Source organism: Gordonia marina, from assembly GCF_052036135.1.
GTDB lineage: Bacteria > Actinomycetota > Actinomycetes > Mycobacteriales > Mycobacteriaceae > Gordonia.
On the sequence record NZ_JBPSDN010000041.1, the window covers coordinates 15,291 to 32,146 of the forward strand.

General features: G+C 69.0%; 20 protein-coding genes and 1 pseudogene. 17 read left to right on the forward strand and 4 right to left on the reverse strand.

Translation table 11 applies throughout. The features are described from left to right. The 3 genes from ACSEEN_RS18720 to ACSEEN_RS18730 all read right to left on the reverse strand — a co-directional run bounded on the left by ACSEEN_RS18720 (window position 1) and on the right by ACSEEN_RS18730 (window position 4,163). Window positions 1-753 (reverse strand): succinate dehydrogenase cytochrome b subunit, encoded by a 753-nt coding sequence (locus ACSEEN_RS18720; RefSeq protein ID WP_440714006.1) that lies wholly within the window; start codon window positions 751-753, stop codon window positions 1-3. Between the two features lie 673 nt (window positions 754-1,426). Then, window positions 1,427-3,067: an AMP-binding protein gene (locus ACSEEN_RS18725; RefSeq protein WP_440714007.1), complete on the reverse strand. Its 1,641-nt coding sequence runs from the start codon at window positions 3,065-3,067 to the stop codon at window positions 1,427-1,429. Between the two features lie 166 nt (window positions 3,068-3,233). Beyond that, the gene (locus tag ACSEEN_RS18730; RefSeq protein ID WP_440714008.1) at window positions 3,234-4,163 is read right to left on the reverse strand and encodes a LysR family transcriptional regulator; all 930 of its coding nucleotides are present in this window, start codon (window positions 4,161-4,163) and stop codon (window positions 3,234-3,236) included. A 154-nt stretch (window positions 4,164-4,317) separates the two neighbouring features. Here ACSEEN_RS18730 and ACSEEN_RS18735 point away from each other — a divergent pair, with 154 nt between their 5' ends. From ACSEEN_RS18735 to ACSEEN_RS18815, 17 genes are all read left to right on the forward strand, one after another. Further along, window positions 4,318-5,412 (forward strand): enoyl-CoA hydratase/isomerase family protein, encoded by a 1,095-nt coding sequence (locus ACSEEN_RS18735; protein ID WP_440714009.1) that lies wholly within the window; start codon window positions 4,318-4,320, stop codon window positions 5,410-5,412. Further along, on the forward strand, window positions 5,409-6,206 hold the full coding sequence (locus ACSEEN_RS18740) for an enoyl-CoA hydratase (RefSeq protein WP_440714010.1): 798 nt from the start codon (window positions 5,409-5,411) through the stop codon (window positions 6,204-6,206). The genes ACSEEN_RS18735 and ACSEEN_RS18740 overlap by 4 nt, the downstream gene beginning before the upstream one ends. A 22-nt stretch (window positions 6,207-6,228) precedes the next feature. Next, window positions 6,229-7,764 (forward strand): CoA-acylating methylmalonate-semialdehyde dehydrogenase, encoded by a 1,536-nt coding sequence (locus ACSEEN_RS18745; protein WP_298443914.1) that lies wholly within the window; start codon window positions 6,229-6,231, stop codon window positions 7,762-7,764. 10 nt (window positions 7,765-7,774) lie between these two features. After that, a complete protein-coding gene (locus ACSEEN_RS18750; RefSeq protein WP_440714011.1) occupies window positions 7,775-8,962 on the forward strand; it encodes an acyl-CoA dehydrogenase family protein in 1,188 nt (395 codons plus the stop codon). Further along, on the forward strand, window positions 8,959-9,831 hold the full coding sequence (gene mmsB, locus ACSEEN_RS18755) for a 3-hydroxyisobutyrate dehydrogenase (RefSeq protein ID WP_440714012.1): 873 nt from the start codon (window positions 8,959-8,961) through the stop codon (window positions 9,829-9,831). The genes ACSEEN_RS18750 and mmsB overlap by 4 nt, the downstream gene beginning before the upstream one ends. A gap of 415 nt (window positions 9,832-10,246) precedes the next feature. After that, a complete protein-coding gene (gene rpsJ / locus ACSEEN_RS18760; RefSeq protein WP_003938093.1) occupies window positions 10,247-10,552 on the forward strand; it encodes a 30S ribosomal protein S10 in 306 nt (101 codons plus the stop codon). 17 nt (window positions 10,553-10,569) lie between these two features. Then, window positions 10,570-11,226, forward strand: a complete 657-nt coding sequence (rplC, locus tag ACSEEN_RS18765; protein ID WP_298443903.1) for a 50S ribosomal protein L3 — start codon at window positions 10,570-10,572, stop codon at window positions 11,224-11,226. Beyond that, entirely contained in the window at window positions 11,223-11,882 is a 660-nt protein-coding gene (rplD, locus tag ACSEEN_RS18770) for a 50S ribosomal protein L4 (protein WP_298443901.1), read from the forward strand. Before rplC ends, rplD begins: the two co-directional genes overlap by 4 nt. Window position 11,883: 1 nt before the next feature. Then, window positions 11,884-12,189 carry a 50S ribosomal protein L23 gene (gene rplW, locus ACSEEN_RS18775; protein WP_247864967.1) on the forward strand — a complete coding sequence of 102 codons (306 nt, stop codon included), beginning with the start codon at window positions 11,884-11,886 and terminating at the stop codon, window positions 12,187-12,189. Window positions 12,190-12,220: 31 nt separating this feature from the next. After that, complete coding sequence (gene rplB, locus ACSEEN_RS18780; protein ID WP_247864966.1) at window positions 12,221-13,057, forward strand: 50S ribosomal protein L2; 837 nt, start codon at window positions 12,221-12,223, stop codon at window positions 13,055-13,057. 17 nt (window positions 13,058-13,074) lie between these two features. Beyond that, on the forward strand, window positions 13,075-13,356 hold the full coding sequence (gene rpsS, locus ACSEEN_RS18785; RefSeq protein ID WP_006332376.1) for a 30S ribosomal protein S19: 282 nt from the start codon (window positions 13,075-13,077) through the stop codon (window positions 13,354-13,356). 3 nt (window positions 13,357-13,359) lie between these two features. Then, window positions 13,360-13,770 (forward strand): 50S ribosomal protein L22, encoded by a 411-nt coding sequence (rplV, locus tag ACSEEN_RS18790; protein WP_247864965.1) that lies wholly within the window; start codon window positions 13,360-13,362, stop codon window positions 13,768-13,770. A gap of 2 nt (window positions 13,771-13,772) precedes the next feature. Continuing rightward, window positions 13,773-14,582, forward strand: a complete 810-nt coding sequence (gene rpsC / locus ACSEEN_RS18795; protein WP_247864964.1) for a 30S ribosomal protein S3 — start codon at window positions 13,773-13,775, stop codon at window positions 14,580-14,582. A 3-nt stretch (window positions 14,583-14,585) separates the two neighbouring features. Beyond that, window positions 14,586-15,002: a 50S ribosomal protein L16 gene (rplP, locus tag ACSEEN_RS18800; RefSeq protein WP_105943244.1), complete on the forward strand. Its 417-nt coding sequence runs from the start codon at window positions 14,586-14,588 to the stop codon at window positions 15,000-15,002. Then, a complete protein-coding gene (gene rpmC / locus ACSEEN_RS18805; protein WP_247864963.1) occupies window positions 15,002-15,235 on the forward strand; it encodes a 50S ribosomal protein L29 in 234 nt (77 codons plus the stop codon). The genes rplP and rpmC overlap by 1 nt, the downstream gene beginning before the upstream one ends. Further along, a complete protein-coding gene (gene rpsQ / locus ACSEEN_RS18810) occupies window positions 15,232-15,513 on the forward strand; it encodes a 30S ribosomal protein S17 (RefSeq protein WP_247864962.1) in 282 nt (93 codons plus the stop codon). The genes rpmC and rpsQ overlap by 4 nt, the downstream gene beginning before the upstream one ends. A 454-nt stretch (window positions 15,514-15,967) precedes the next feature. After that, entirely contained in the window at window positions 15,968-16,411 is a 444-nt protein-coding gene (locus tag ACSEEN_RS18815) for a sulfotransferase family protein (protein ID WP_440714013.1), read from the forward strand. 3 nt (window positions 16,412-16,414) lie between these two features. On the opposite strand, the pseudogene ACSEEN_RS18820 reads toward ACSEEN_RS18815, so the two are convergent. After that, window positions 16,415-16,732, reverse strand: a pseudogene (locus ACSEEN_RS18820) (transposase); the annotation flags it as partial. Window positions 16,733-16,856 lie beyond the last annotated feature (124 nt).

The following is a 16,856-nucleotide window of genomic DNA, read 5'->3' on the forward strand; positions in this document are numbered from 1 at the left end:
TCAGCCCACCCCGCCGGCCAGCACGGCGATCGGGATACTGGCGTTGCCCAGCATCACCGCCGCGGCGAAGGCCATCCCGGCCAGCGCCCAGACCCGGCGGGTGCGCCGCCCGGTGACGCCGAAATCGGTGGCCAGCGTCCACAGCCCGTGCACCAGATGCAGCCCGAGCAGCAGCATGACGGCCAGGTAGAAGAGTGCCATCGGCCAGCGCTGAAGGCTCTCCACCAGGTTGTGATAGGCGGGTGAGGTCTGCTCGGTGGCCGACTCGAAGCCTTGCGCCGCAACGGGTTTCGTCCCGGTCGTGAGGTCGAGAATGTGCACGACCACGAAGATCAGCAGCACCAGCCCGGTGACCGGCATTCCAGTGGCGGGCAGTCTGCGCCAGCCCATGCCTCGGCGGCGGAACCGGCCCTTCGCGCGATGAGCGCGGCCGATCAGCACCAGAGACGCCCCGATGTGCGCCGCCAGACAGAGAAGCAGGACCACGCGGAAGATCCAGAGCGCTCCTTCGTAGGGCAGCAGCGGTTCGGCGAGGGTGCGCAGCCAGTGCGCGTACGCGTCGAAATGCGCGGCGCCGGTGTAGACCTTCAGGTTTCCGATCATGTGGACCAGGACGAACAGCGCGAACACCGTGCCGGTGACGGCCATGGTCACCTTCAGCGTGACGTTCGACGGCCGCGGTGGGCGCGCTTCCGGGCGCCGGGCCACCGGCCGCGGTGCCGGTACCGCGATCGGGGTGCTGGACGATCCCATGATCCGACGGTAACCGGCATTCCGGCCCGGGACCGGGTGACCGGCCGAGCTCGGGACCATCGGCCCGGCCGGGCGCCGAGATACGGGGTGTGGCTTCGACTCGACCTTCGTCGCTGCGCTCCTCCGGTCGGCTCAGCCGGCGGGGACGGCTGAGTCGGGCGATGGTGTGCGTGACCGGGGGCTTCGACGTGGCTTTCGTCGTTGCATTCCTTCGGTCGTCTCGACCGGAGGGGACGGCCGGTCGGGGAAGGCGTGCGTGGCCGGGGGCTTTGATGCGGCGTTGGTCGTTGCGTTCCTTCGGTCGTCTCGACCGGAGGGGACGGCCGGTCGGGGATGGTGTGCGTGGCCGGGGGCTTTGATGCGGCGTTGGTCGTTGCGTTCCTTCGGGTCGGCTCGGTCGGCGGGGACGGCCGGTCGGGGATGGTGTGCGTGGCCGGGGGCTTTGATGCGGCGTTGGTCGTTGCGTTTCTTCGGGTCGGCTCGGTCGGCGGGGACGGCTCGGTCGGGGATGGTGTGCGTGACCGGGAGCCTTGATGCGGCGTTGGGCGTCGCGTTCCTTCGGCTCGGCTGGCGGGGACGGCCGGTCGGGCGATGGTGCGTGGCCGGGGCTTCGGCGCGACCGCGGTCGCTGCGCTCTTTCCGGTCAGCCCGGCCGGCCGGGGGTGACCGGGGGTCAGTCGTCGAGAGGGCCGGTCGGCAGCAGGCGGCGGACCAGCTTCCCGGTGGGGTTGCGGGGAAGTTCCTCGACGAAGACCACGTCGCGGGGGACCTTGTAGCGGGCGAGGTGCGCCTTGACGTGGGCGCGGAGTTCGTCGGCGTCCGGAGTGGTGCCCTCGGCGGCCACCACGAAGGCGCGCAGCCGGGTGCCGTATTCGGCGTCGTCGACGCCGATCACCGCGATGTCGTCGACGCCGGGGTGCTCGGCGAGCAGGTTCTCCACCTCCTGCGGGTAGACGTTCTCGCCGCCGGAGACGATCATGTCGTCGTCGCGCCCGGCGATAAACCACAGGTCGTTCTCATCGACGTAGGCCATGTCGCCGCTGGACATGTAGCCGTCGATGAAGTCCTTGTTCCGGCCGTCGGTGTAGCCCTCGAACGGGGCGCCGGTGCGGGCGAACAACCGGCCCTTGGTGTTTCGCTCCCGGATACGGTTGCCGTCGTCGTCGAACAGGGCGAGGTGGCTGGTGACCGGCGGCTTGCCGATGGTGCCGGGAGCCTGCCGCAGCTCGGCGGGCTGCGCCACCGAGGCGACACCGACCTCGGTGGAGCCGTAGAGGTTGTAGAGGACGTCGCCGAACGCCTGCTGAACCTGGGCGCACAGCGCGGGGGACAGGGCCGAACCGGCGACGACGATGGACTTCAGGTTGCTCAGGTCGTACCGGGCGATCACCTCGGGGCCGAGAGCCACCATCCGGTGCAGCATGGTCGGCACCGCGACAAGGGCCTGCGACCGGTGTTCGGCGAGCGCCGCGAGCGTCTTCTCCGCGTCGAAGCGGCGCATCAGCACCGTCTCGTTGCCCATCGCCAGGCCGACTCCCCACAGCGCGAAGCCGGTGGCGTGGAAGACCGGCGACACGATCACGATGGAGCCACGCTGCGGAAGCGCGATCCGGTCGACGATCAATGCACTCGCGAACGGCGAGAAGGTGGAGCGGCCCGCGCCCTTCGGCAGCCCGGTGGTGCCGCTGGTCAGGATGACCATGCCGGCCCACGCGTCTGGGGCCGGCGGCATCGCGGTCCGGCCGGACGCGACCACCTCGTCGAGGGTGGGGATGTCCCCGCGGATCGGCCGCTCGCCCTCGACCCAGGTGACGATCCGCGGCAGGTCGCCGGGCAGGGTGTCGGCGAGGTGGCTGAACTCCTCGTCGTACAGCATCGCCTCGATGTGTTCGCGCTCGGCGACCTCGGCGAACTGGGTGGTCCCGAAGCCGGTGTTCATCAGTGCCAGACGGATTCCGGCGCGGCCGGTGGCGCACAGTGCCATCGGGAGGGCCCGGTGGTCGCGCGCGATGATCCCGATCACCGATCCGGGCCCGAGGCCGCTGTCGAGGAGACGATTCGCCAGCGCGTTGACCTGCCGGTCGAACTCTCGCCAGGACAGCGTGCCGCGCTCGTCACTGATCGCCGGGAGGTCGGGCATGTCCGCGGCGTTGTGCTCGAGCACCGCCGCGGCCGGTCCGACGCGCTTGTTGTTCTTGATCGTCTTCGCCAGGCGCCCGGGGTCGCCGAGTCGGAGGATCCCGGCCCTCCGCAACGTCTGGATGGCACCGAAGGTGTCTGACAGCTGTTCGCGGATCGCTCCGAGATTCGGCATTCGTGTGGCCCTCACTCGCGGCCGCTCGCCGCGCTAGACACTCGATTCACATTTTGTTTCAAGTCACGCTACCCGGATTCGGCACGGACGGGTGAGTGGTCTCGACGGCGACGTCGGTCGGGCGGAGTCGTGACCGCGGCCGACGTGACGGCGGCCGGCGTCGGCGTCAGGCGGGGAGGAGTTCGGAGCGGCGGGCGCGGACCTCGCCGATCACGGCGTCGCGGAGGGCACGGACGACCGGATCGGTCACCCGGTCGCGATGTGCGGCGAGGGAGTAGCCGAGCCGGACGTCCACCTCGCGGCGGAGCACGCGCCGCAGCCCCGGATGCCGGTCGGCGACGAAAGCCGGGAGCAGGCCCACGCCGCCGCCGGCCAGGGTGGCCTCGACCTGGGCGAAGACATTGGTGGACATGAACCGCGGCGTCACCCCGGGCAGGTGCTTGTCGAGGTCCAGCTGGCCGACCTGGAGCAACGAGTCGACGTACCAGATGATCGGGTGATCGCGGACGTCGTCGACCGTCGCCGGCGCTCCGTGGTCCGCCAGGTAATCGGCCGACGCGTAGAAACCGAGCGCGTATTCGCTGATCGGTTCGCTCACCAGCCGGCCGCCGAGCGGCGTTCCGACGGCGATCGCGAGGTCGTAGCCGGACTGGTGAACACTGAGCTCTCTTGTCGCCGTGAGCAGTTCGACGGTGAGGCCGGGATGCGCGGCGCGCAGCCGGACCAGCGCGGGCGCCACGAAGTAGGTGCCGAAGGCGTCGGGCGCGGTGATCCGGACGTTGCCGCGCAGGGCGTCGCCGGCCGTCCCGGTGACCGCGCGGATCGCGCCGTCCACCGCGCTCTCGATACTGCGGGCGGTCTCCGCGACGGCGCGCCCGGCGTCGGTCAGTTCCCAGCCGGTGGGGCCCTGCCGGATCAGCGGAACACCCAGCGCCTGTTCCAGCGCGCGGATCCGGCGGCTCACCGTGCTGGCGTCGACCCCGAGGGCGGCGGCCGCCGCACTGCGGTTCCGGCTGCCGGACACGGCGAGGAGATAGCGCAGGTCGTCGGCGCGGACGGTGCGCGGATCGACGCTCCGGGGCGGCAGATCGGCCATGAGCCGAGCCTACGGCAGGAACGCACATCGCGGCCCCCAGGCCGGAGGCAGAATTGCACGGGCGCAGGTGCGGACTTGGTCGTTGACCCGTGCTCGCCGGGCCGGTGACGATGGACACACCGGTGCTGGACCGGGCCGAGAGGAGAACCCACCGATGACATCGCCGACCGTCGCGACCGACCCCGTGCTCGTGCGCGTCGACGGCGGACTCGCCGAGCTGACACTCAACCGTCCCGCGTCGCTCAACGCACTCGATCGCGCCATGGTCGGCACGATGGCCGACCGGCTCGACGATTGGCGGCACGACGACGCGATCCGCGCGGTGCTGGTGTCCGGCGCCGGTGACCGCGCGCTGTGCGCAGGCGGCGACATCGTCGCGATCCACACCGACGCGCTCGCCGTCGCGGGAGCCGGTGATGCCGCTGCGGCGGCCAGTGAATCGGCCGGATTCTGGCGCGACGAGTATCGGTTGAACGCGGCCATCGCCGAGTACCCCAAGCCGTATGTGGCGGTCATGGACGGATTCGTGATGGGCGGCGGTGTCGGCATCTCCGCGCACGCGAGCGTCCGGATCGTCACCGACCGCACCCGCTTCGCCATGCCGGAGGTCGGCATCGGCCTGGTGCCCGACGTCGGCGGCACCCTGCTGCTGTCCCGGATCCCCGGCGAACTGGGCACCTACATCGCGCTGACCGCGGTACAGCTCGACGGTGCCGACGTGATCGCGGCGGGGCTGGCCGACCACTACGTCCCGGCCGACCGCCTCGACGACCTGCGCGCCGCGCTCGCCACCGCACCGGTCGACGACGCGGTGGCGCGCTTCGCAGTGGAGCCGCCGCCGTCGGCGCTGGGCGCTGCGCGCGAATGGATCGCCGGGGCGTTCGCCGCGGACTCGGTCACCGAGATCGTCGAGCGTTGCCGGGCCCTGCAGAGCCCGGAGGCGAGCAAGACCGCCGACCGGATCGAAGGCAAGTCGCCGACCTCGGTCGCCGTCGCGCTGGCCGCACTGCGGGCGGTCCGCGCCGACGACTCCCTCCGGGACATCCTGCGCCGCGAGTACCGGACGTCGCTGCGCTGCCTACAGCACCCCGACCTGGCCGAGGGCATCCGCGCGCAGGTGATCGACAAGGATCGGTCGCCCGCCTGGCGGCCCCCGCGGGAGCCGTCGGCCGCCGGGGTCGCCGCCTTCCTCGCGCCACTCGCCCCCGACCTGGAACTGACCTTCACCGACGAGGAGCACGCCCGATGACCGACCCGGCACGACCCGCCGAGGACTACACGACGATCGTCGCCGAGACGCGCGGCCGCGTCGGCCTGATCACCCTGAACCGGCCCGAAGCGCTCAACGCGCTGAACACGCGGCTGATGCACGAGGTGGTCGCCGCCGCGACGTCGTTCGACGAGGATCCCGGCATCGGGGCCATCGTGATCACCGGCTCGGACCGGGCCTTCGCCGCCGGCGCCGACATCAAGGAGATGGCGGAGAAGTCGTTCAGCGAGATGCTCGCCGAGCAGTTCTTCGGCGAGTGGGACCGGCTCGCCGCGCTGCGCACCCCGACGATCGCGGCGGTCAACGGCTACGCCCTGGGCGGCGGCTGCGAACTCGCCATGCTGTGCGACCTGATCGTCGCCGGCGACACCGCCGCGTTCGGCCAGCCGGAGATCAATCTCGGCGTGATCCCGGGGATCGGCGGTTCGCAACGACTGACCCGCGCCGTCGGCAAGGCCAAGGCGATGGACCTGATTCTGACCGGGCGGCGGATGGATGCCGCCGAGGCCGAACGCGCCGGTCTGGTCGCGCGCGTCGTGCCGGCCGCCGAGACGCTCGACACCGCGCTCGGCATGGCCGCCGAGATCGCGGGCAAGTCGTCGCTGGCGACCTCCTTGGCCAAGGACGCGGTGAACCGCGCCTTCGAGTCCGGTCTCACCGAGGGCGTCCGCACCGAACGCAGCCTCTTCTACTCCGTCTTCGCCACCGACGACCAGACCGAGGGCATGACCGCCTTCGTCGACAAACGCACGCCGAACTTCCGGCACCGCTGACCCCACCACCAGGAGAGATTCCATGACCGAGCAGATCCCCTACTTCATCGACGGCCACCGCAGCGCGACGATCGGCGACGCCGCGTCGTCGGGCCGCACCGCCGACGTCTTCAACCCGAGCACCGGCCAGGTGCAGGCGCAGGTGCCGCTGGCCTCGACCGACGAGGTCGCGGCCGCCGTCGAGATCGCCTCGGCCGCGCAGCGCGAGTGGGCGTCGTGGAATCCGCAGCGGCGGGCGCGGGTGCTGATGCGCGCCGTCGACCTGATCAACCGGAACATGGACGAGCTGGCCACCCGGCTGTCGCTGGAGCACGGCAAGACCTTCGCCGACGCCAAGGGCGACGTGCAGCGCGGCCTCGAGGTGCTGGAATTCTCGATCGGCATCCCGCACCTGATCAAGGGTGAGTTCAGCGAGGGCGCGGGCGCCGGCATCGACGTGCATTCGATGCGGCAGCCGCTCGGCGTGGTCGCCGGCATCACACCGTTCAACTTCCCCGCGATGATCCCGCTGTGGAAGATCGGCCCGGCGCTGGCCTGCGGCAACGCCTTCATCCTCAAGCCCTCCGAGCGCGACCCCTCGGTCCCGGTGATGCTCGCCGAGCTGTTCACCGAGGCCGGGCTGCCCGACGGCGTGCTCCAGGTGGTGCACGGCGACAAGGAGGCGGTCGACGCCCTGCTGACCCACCCGGACGTCAGGGCCCTCGGCTTCGTCGGCAGCTCGGACATCGCGCAGTACATCTACGCGACCGCGGCCGCCAACGGGAAGCGCTCGCAGTGCTTCGGCGGTGCCAAGAACCACATGGTGGTGCTGCCCGACGCCGACCTGGAGCAGGTGGCCGACGCGCTCATCGGCGCCGGCTACGGCAGCGCCGGCGAACGCTGCATGGCGATCAGCGTCGCCGTTCCGGTCGGCGAGGAGACGGCGAACGCGTTGCGCGACAAGCTGATCGAGCGGGTCAAGGCGCTGCGGGTGGGCCACAGCCTCGACCCGAAGGCCGACTACGGGCCGCTGGTCACCGCGGCGGCGCGCGACCGCGTCGTCGACTACATCGGGCAGGGCGTGGCGCAGGGCGCCGAGCTGCTGGTCGACGGCCGGGAACGGGCGGCCGACGAGTCGTCGTTCGACGGCGAGGACCTCTCCGGCGGGTTCTTCATCGGCCCCACCCTGTTCGACAACGTCACCAAGGACATGTCGATCTACACCGACGAGATCTTCGGCCCGGTGCTCGTGATCGTGCGGGCCAAGGATTACGAGGAGGCCCTCGCGCTGCCGTCCGAGCACGAGTACGGCAACGGCGTCTCGATCTTCACCCGCGACGGCGACGCCGCCCGCGACTTCACCTCCCGCGTCGACACCGGCATGGTGGGCGTCAACGTGCCCATTCCGGTGCCGGTCGCCTACCACACCTTCGGTGGCTGGAAGCGGTCCGGTTTCGGTGACCTGAACCAGCACGGCCCGGCGTCGATCATGTTCTACACCAAGACCAAGACGGTCACGACGCGCTGGCCCTCGGGCATCAAGGACGGCGCGGAGTTCGTCATCCCGACGATGCACTGAGGCGGCGGCCATGGCTGAGCTGTCAGGGTCCCTGACGGGTCTGGACGACGACGAACGGGTGATCGTCGAGACCGCCGCGGGTTTCGCCGCGAAGCGGATCGCGCCGTTCGCGCGGGAATGGGACGCGGCCAAGCATTTTCCGGTCGACGTCCTGCGTGAGGCCGCCGGCCTCGGCATGGGTGCCGTCTACTGCCGCGAGGACGCCGGCGGCTCCGGGCTGCGGCGGCTCGACGGGGTGCGGATCTTCGAACAGCTGGCGTACGCCGATCCGGCCGTCGCGGCGTTCTTGTCCATCCACAACATGTGCGCGTGGATGGTCGACGCCTACGGCACCGACTCCCAGCGGATGTCGTGGGTGCCGCGGCTGGCGACCATGGAGACCATCGCGTCGTACTGCCTCACCGAACCCGGCGCCGGTTCGGACGCCGCCGCGCTGTCCACCCGGGCCCGCCGCGACGGTGACGACTACGTGCTCAACGGCGTCAAACAGTTCATCTCGGGTGCCGGGAGTTCCGGCCTGTACGTCGTGATGGCGCGCACCGGCGGGCCGGGCCCGAAGGGCATCTCGACGTTCCTGGTCGAAGACGGTTCTCCCGGACTGAGTTTCGGCGCGCAGGAAGTGAAGATGGGCTGGCACGCCCAGCCCACCGCGCAGGTGATCTTCGACGACGTCCGCGTCCCGGCCGCCAATCTTCTCGGCGGCCGGGAGGGGATCGGCTTCGGCATCGCGATGAGCGGACTCAACGGCGGGCGGCTCAACATCGCGGCATCGTCGCTCGGCGGTGCACAGGCCGCGTTCGACGCGGCGGCGTCGTACGTCGCCGGACGAAAAGCGTTCGGCGAGGCGCTGATCGACGAATCGACCATCCGGTTCACCCTCGCCGACATGATGACCGGCCTGCACACGTCGCGGCTCACCCTGTGGCATGCGGCGCGAGCGCTCGACGACGGTGCCGCCGACCGCGTCGAACAGTGCGCGATGGCCAAGCGGTACGTGACCGACACCTGCTTCACCGTCGCCGATCAGGCGTTGCAGCTGCACGGCGGTTACGGGTACCTGTCCGAATACGGGATCGAGAAGATCGTCCGCGATCTGCGCGTGCACCGGATTCTGGAAGGCACCAACGAGATCATGCGCGTGGTGCTCGGCCGCTCGGTCGCCGCGCGTTTCACCCAGGATCAAGGAGCACTCCGATGACGACGATCGCCTTTCTCGGGCTCGGCAACATGGGCGGCCCGATGGCCGCGAATCTGGTCGCGGCCGGACACACCGTCCGCGGCTTCGACCCGGTACCGGCGGCGGTCGAGGCCGCCCGCGCCACCGGGGTGGTGACCTTCGCCTCGGCCGGTGAGGCCGCGGCGGGTGCGCAGGTGGTGATCACCATGCTGCCGAACGGGGCGGTGGTCCACGCGGCGTACGACGACGTGCTGCCGGCCGCCGAGCCGGGTGCGCTGCTGATCGACAGTTCCACCATCTCCGTCGACGACGCCCGCGCGGTGCACGCGCGCGCGGTGGCGGCCGGGCACGTCCAGGTCGACGCGCCGGTCTCCGGCGGAGTGAAGGGCGCCGTCGCCGGGACCCTCGCCTTCATGGTCGGCGGCGATGACGAGGTGATCGACCGGGTGCGCGAGGTGCTCGAGCCGATGGCCGGCAAGGTGGTCCACTGCGGTGCCAGCGGCGCCGGGCAGGCGGCGAAGGTCTGCAACAACATGCTGCTGGCCGTCCAGCAGATCGCGGTGGGGGAGGCCTTCGTACTCGCCGAGAAACTCGGCCTGTCGGCGCAGTCGCTGTACGACGTCGTGACCGGTGCCACCGGCAACTGCTGGGCCATCCAGGTGAACTGCCCGGTTCCCGGCCCGGCGCCGTCGTCGCCGGCCAACAACGACTTCAAGCCGGGCTTCGCGACCGCCCTGATGAACAAGGACCTGGGCCTGGCGATGGACGCCGTCGGCTCTACCGGCTCGCACGCTCCGCTCGGCGAGCACGCCGCCCGGCTGTACGCGGCCTTCGCCGAAGACCATGCGGGCCTGGACTTCTCGGCGATCATCGAGACCCTGCGGGACTGACCCGTCGTGGGGTAGCAGCGGGTAGACACATGAGCAGCGGCCGCGGGCGCTGCTCATGTGTCCAAGCGCCGCTACGGCCGCGGGCGCACCGATTTGGGTTGCGGCGCGGCGTCGTGCATACTTGGGGGGTTGCCTCTCGCGAGGCGATGAACTCCACCGGGCCGCGAACGCGGAGCCGGGCGTGTAACGCGTGCTCTTCTCGATGAGAATCACGGTCACGACACGCCCGACCGCGGGTGCCGGGGGAAGCGTACAACGACGAAAAGAACAGCGTCGATCGCGCCCGCATGGTCGGGCCGTGGTCATTGTGGCTCACGTTGCCGCCCGTTGCTCCCCGAGCTTGTCGAAGGGGGCGGGTGCCCCGCCGCGCGGTGTTCTGTTCGTCGAGAGACATACAGACGGAAGAGGACACAGCGTGGCGGGACAGAAGATCCGCATCAGGCTCAAGGCCTACGACCACGAGGCGATCGACGCTTCTGCGCGCAAGATCGTGGAAACCGTGACCCGTACGGGTGCACGGGTGGTCGGCCCGGTGCCGTTGCCCACCGAAAAGAACGTGTACTGCGTCATCCGTTCGCCGCACAAGTACAAGGACAGCCGCGAACACTTCGAGATGCGCACGCACAAGCGACTCATCGACATCCTCGACCCGACGCCGAAGACGGTCGACGCGCTGATGCGCATCGACCTGCCGGCCAGCGTCGACGTCAACATCCAGTGACGGGGGACTGAGCGAATATGAGCAACCAGACTGCAAAGAAGGGCCTGCTGGGCACCAAGCTCGGCATGACCCAGGTCTTCGATGAGAACAACCGGGTCGTCCCGGTGACCGTCATCGCGGCCGGCGGCAACGTCATCACCCAGCTCCGCGACGAAGAGCGCGACGGCTACACCGCCGTGCAGCTCGCGTACGGCGCCATCGACCCCCGCAAGGTGAACAAGCCGGTCTCCGGCCAGTTCGCCAAGGCGGGCGTCACCCCGCGCCGCCACCTCGCCGAGATCCGCGTGCAGGACACGTCGGACTTCGAGGTGGGCCAGGAGCTCGGCGTCGACATCTTCGCCGACGGCGCCAAGGTCGACGTGACCGGCACCTCCAAGGGCAAGGGCTTCGCCGGCGTCATGAAGCGTCACGGCTTCGCCGGCCTGGGCGCGAGCCACGGCGCGCACCGCGTGCACCGCTCGCCCGGTTCCATCGGTGGCTGCGCCACCCCGGGCCGCGTGTTCAAGGGCATGCGGATGGCCGGCCGGATGGGTAACGACAAGGTGACCACCCAGAATCTCACCGTCTACAAGGTGGATTCCGAGGCCGGTCTCCTGCTGATCAAGGGCGCGATCCCCGGCCGCAAGGGCGGCATCGTGGTGATTCGCGACGCTGTGAAGGGTGGCGACAAGTGAGCACCGAAACCGCAACCACGCTGACGCTCGACGTCCGCACCCCGGCCGGTGCCACCGACGGCACCGTCGAGCTGCCGGCCGAGCTGTTCGACCGGGACGCGAACATCGCGCTTCTGCACCAGGTGGTCGTCGCCCAGCAGGCCGCGGCCCGCCAGGGCACGCATTCGACCAAGACCCGCGGCGCCGTCCGCGGCGGTGGCGCCAAGCCGTACCGCCAGAAGGGCACCGGCCGCGCCCGTCAGGGTTCGACCCGCGCACCGCAGTTCGTCGGCGGTGGCACCGTCCACGGTCCGCAGCCGCGCGACTACACGCAGAAGGTCAACAAGAAGATGAAGGCCGCCGCCCTGCGCGGTGCCCTCTCCGACCGGGCGCGCAACGAGCGCATCCACGTGGTCACCGAGCTCGTCGAGGGTCAGACCCCGTCGACCAAGGCCGCGCGGACGTTCCTCGAGGCGATCAGCGATCGCCGCAAGTTCCTCGTCGTGCTCTCCCGTGAGGACGACGCCGCTCGCAAGAGCATCGCGAACCTGCAGAACGTGCACGCCATCGCGCCGGACCAGCTGAACACCTACGACGTCCTCGATTCCGATGAGGTCGTGTTCAGCGTCGAGACGCTGAACGCCTTCATCGAGGCGCACACCAAGAAGGAGGCCTGACATGACGACGCACGCTGATCCGCGCGACATCATTCTGGCGCCGGTGATCTCGGAGAAGGCTTACGGCCTGCTCGAGGAGCAGCAGTACACCTTCGTGGTGCACCCGGACGCCAACAAGACCCAGATCAAGATCGCCATCGAGAAGATCTTCGATGTGAAGGTCGAGAGCGTCAACACGGCGAACCGCAACGGCAAGCGCAAGCGCACTCGTTACGGCTACGGCAAGCGCAAGGACACCAAGCGCGCCATCGTGACGCTGCGTGACGGCAGCAAGCCCATCGAGATCTTCGGGGGCCCGGTCGCCTGACCGGAGCGCTCAGAGAGGGACTTGAAAACCTATGGCTATTCGTAAGTACAAGCCGACGACGCCTGGCCGTCGCGGCTCGAGCGGAGCCGACTTCTCCGAGGTCACTCGTGACCACCCGGAGAAGTCGCTGGTCCGCCCCCTGCACAGCAAGGGCGGGCGTAACGCGCACGGCCGGATCACCACCCGGCACCGCGGCGGCGGGCACAAGCGTGCCTACCGCGTGATCGATTTCCGTCGCAACGACAAGGACGGGATCAACGCGAAGGTCGCTCACATCGAGTACGACCCCAACCGCACCGCGCGCATCGCGCTGCTGCACTACATCGACGGCGAGAAGCGCTACATCATCGCGCCGAAGAACCTGAAGCAGGGCGACATCGTCGAGTCGGGGCCCAACGCCGACATCAAGCCGGGCAACAACCTGCCGCTGCGCAACATCCCGACCGGTACCCAGGTCCACAACGTGGAGCTGCGTCCGGGCGGCGGTGCGAAGATGGCTCGCTCGGCCGGCGCCTCGATCCAGCTCCTCGGCAAGGAGGGTCCGTACGCGACCCTGCGTATGCCGTCGGGTGAGATCCGCCGCGTCGACGTGCGCTGCCGCGCCACCGTCGGTGAGGTGGGCAACGCCGAGCAGGCGAACATCAACTGGGGCAAGGCCGGCCGTATGCGGTGGAAGGGCAAGCGCCCCACCGTCCGCGGTGTCGTGATGAACCCGGTCGACCACCCGCACGGTGGTGGCGAGGGCAAGACCTCCGGTGGTCGCCACCCGGTCAGCCCGTGGGGCAAGCCCGAGGGCCGCACCCGCAAGAACAAGGACAGCGACAAGCTGATCGTCCGCCGCCGTCGTACCGGCAAGAACAAGCGATAACTAGGAGGAGGTAAAAAATGCCACGCAGCCTGAAGAAAGGCCCGTTCGTCGACGACCACCTCCTGAAGAAGGTGGATGTGCAGAACGAGAAGGGCACCAAGCAGGTCATCAAGACCTGGTCGCGCCGCTCGACCATCATCCCCGACTTCATCGGTCACACCTTTGCCGTCCACGACGGACGCAAGCACGTGCCCGTGTTCGTGTCGGACAACATGGTCGGCCACAAGCTGGGCGAGTTCGCCCCTACCCGCACCTTCAAGGGTCACATCAAGGATGACCGGAAAGCGAAGCGCCGGTAAACCATGGCTACTCAGACAGACAACGCAGTGCAGAGTGCACGCGCCACGGCGAAGTTCGTGCGCGTCACGCCGATGAAGGCCCGTCGTGTGATCGACCTGATCCGCGGCAAGAACGTCGACGAGGCCCTGGACATCCTGCGGTTCGCCCCGCAGGCCGCGTCCGAGCCCGTCTCGAAGGTGCTGGCCAGCGCCGTCGCCAACGCCGAGAACAACCTCGGCCTGGACCGTCGCACCCTGGTCGTCACCGAGTCGTTCGCCGATGAGGGCCCGACCATGAAGCGGTTCCAGCCGCGCGCTCAGGGTCGTGCCTTCCGTATCCGCAAGCGCACCAGCCACATCACCGTGGTGGTCTCGAGCGTCGGCACGGTCGGCGATCGCAAGCGCTCGCGTCAGCAGAAGAAGAAGGGAGCCTGAGCATGGGCCAGAAGATCAACCCGCACGGCTTCCGTCTCGGCATCACGACCGACTGGAACACCCGGTGGTACGCGGACAAGCAGTACGCCGAGTACGTGAAGGAAGACGTCGCGATCCGCAAGCTGCTGAACACGGGCCTCGAGCGCGCCGGCATCTCGGGTGTCGACATCGAGCGCACCCGTGATCGGGTCCGCGTCGACATCCACACCGCCCGCCCGGGCATCGTCATCGGCCGCCGCGGCGCCGAGGCCGATCGCATCCGCGGCGAGCTGGAGAAGCTCACCGGCAAGCAGGTGCAGCTGAACATCCTCGAGGTCAAGAACCCCGAAGCGGATGCGCAGCTCATCGCCCAGGGTGTGGCCGAGCAGCTGAGCAACCGCGTGGCCTTCCGCCGCGCGATGCGCAAGGCGATCCAGTCCGCCATGCGGCAGCCGGGCGTCAAGGGCATCCGTGTCCAGTGCTCCGGCCGTCTGGGCGGCGCCGAGATGAGCCGCAAGGAGTTCTACCGCGAGGGACGCGTGCCGCTGCATACGCTGCGCGCCGACATCGACTACGGCTTCTTCGAGGCGAAGACCACCTTCGGCCGCATCGGCGTCAAGGTGTGGGTCTACAAGGGCGACATCGTCGGTGGACGCCGCGAGCAGGCTGCGGCCGCTCCGGCTGCCGAGGACCGTCGTTCGCGCCGCCCGAGCCGTCCGCGTCGCAGCGGGTCGTCGGGCACCACCGGTACCAGCACCGAGGCCGGTCGCGCAGCGGCCACCGCGGAAGCCACCGCGCCTGCTCCCGAGCAGGCCGAGAACCAGGAGGGCTGAGGCATGTTGATCCCTCGTCGGGTCAAGCACCGCAAGCAGCATCACCCCAGCCTGAAGGGTCAGGCCAAGGGCGGAACCAAGGTCACCTTCGGCGACTACGGTATCCAGGCGCTGGAAAGCGCTTACATCACCAACCGTCAGATCGAGTCCGCTCGTATCGCGATCAACCGCCACATCAAGCGTGGCGGCAAGGTCTGGATCAACATCTTCCCGGACCGCCCGATCACGAAGAAGCCGGCCGAGACCCGCATGGGTTCCGGTAAGGGTTCGCCCGAGTGGTGGGTCGCCCCGGTCAAGCCGGGTCGCGTCCTCTTCGAGATGACCTTCCCCAACGAGCAGGTGGCTCGCGAGGCTCTGCGTCGCGCGCAGCACAAGCTCCCGATGAAGACCCGTATCGTGACCAGAGAGGAGCAGTTCTGATGGCACTCGGAATCGCTGCGGGCGAACTCCGCGATCTCAACGACGCCGACCTGGTCGACCGTCTGAAGGAGTCGAAGGAAGAGCTGTTCAACCTTCGTTTCCAGATGGCCACCGGCCAGCTCGACAACAACCGCCGCCTGCGGACCGTGCGTCGCGAGATCGCCCGGATCTACACCGTCATGCGCGAGCGCGAGCTGGGCCTGGCGTCCGGACCGGACGGTGACGACGCATGAGTGAGGACCAGAACGTGAACGTCGAAGAGCGCGGCCGCCGCAAGGAGCGGATCGGCTACGTCGTCAGTGACAAGATGCAGAAGACGATCACCGTCGAGCTGGAGGATCGCAAGAGCCACCCGCTGTACGGCAAGATCATCCGCACCACCAGCAAGGTGAAGGCGCACGACGAGCAGGAAGTCGCCGGCGTCGGCGACCGCGTGCGGATCATGGAGACCCGCCCGCTGTCGAAGTCGAAGCGCTGGCGCCTGGTCGAGGTGCTGGAGAAGGCCAAGTAGGTTTCTTTCGCTCCTGGAGCTGGTTCGCTGGCTCGTTGAGTTTGTCCATACCCAGAAGGTCCGGTATCCCTGTTCGGGACCGGACCTTCTGGCATCCGGTCTGCACTATTGTCGAACCGGGAGAGTTCTTTGTGCCCGTGAGCACGCGGATCGTTTGGTCGCCGCCGCACAGCGGTGCGGCGCGGTGGACGGGAACGAGAAGGAGGGGGGCCAATGCGCCGGACACTGTCGGCAGCGGGCAGTCGGGACGATCACAGGTACACCGACTGCTACGACATCGACACGCAATTGCGGATGTTGCGATTCGAGCCGAACGGCCCGTTGGTCCGCGCGCGGAGGATGGCGTTGGTGGCGCGCTGGTATGGGTTGAGGCACTATTGAGGGTACCCCGCCGCCCGGGCGGATGTGGCTCCGCAAGCTCGGCGGCGGCAGAGTGCTCCCCGACTTCGCGTGCGTGGGTTCGATCAAGAGCGGGACGTCTGATCTCGCGACCAATCTGTTCTCGCACCCGAGCGTCGTCCCGCCCTTCGCCAAGGAGGTTTTCGACACGGATCCGGAAGTGTGGCGGGAGCACTACCCGACGGTCACGGAGATGCGTCGCGTGCGCCGGCAGACGGGGAACGCCCGCACGGGCTACTTCACCCCCGCGCTCACGTTTCTCGACCTGCCCGGCCGATACCGGGCGGCGGTGCCCGACGCCAAAGTGGTCCTGGTGCTGCGGGATCCCGTATCGCGGGCGTATTCGCAGTACAAATGGGAGCTGCTCGTCGGTGGCCCCGAGGCTGCGGTCGCGCCGGCGTTCGCGTCGTACGCGGCGTTCGTGGAGGATAGCGTCCCGTGGAGTGGTGGACTTCGGATCGGGCGTGTGTCACGCGTTCTGATCAACGAGTCGTGGTGAACGTTATGCGATCTGTGGTGGCGAGTCGAGGGTTTCGGCGGCCTTGGCCTTTTCGGTGAGGACTTCGCGGAGTTCGCCCATGGAGACTTCGGACATGTAGCGGCGGGTGACTTGCCATTCGTCGTGGGCGTCGATGACGACCGCGGTTGCGAGGCGGAGGAAGGCAGCGGCGTTCGGGAAGATCTCCACGACGTCGGCGCGGCGTTTGATTTCCTTGTTCAGCCGCTCGATGGGGTTGTTCGACCAGATCTTCTGCCAATGCGCTTTCGGGAACGCCGAGAACGCCAACACGTCGGCTTTGGCCTCCCTCATCATTGCTGAAGCGCCCCGGGTTTGGTGGAGGCTCGGTTATCTGGAACCGGTTCCGATCGGAACCTGGTCTTCAGGGTAGCGGGCGACCTCGTGGGATGCCCAATGGGTGGTCTCGAACTCGACGGGCGGGACG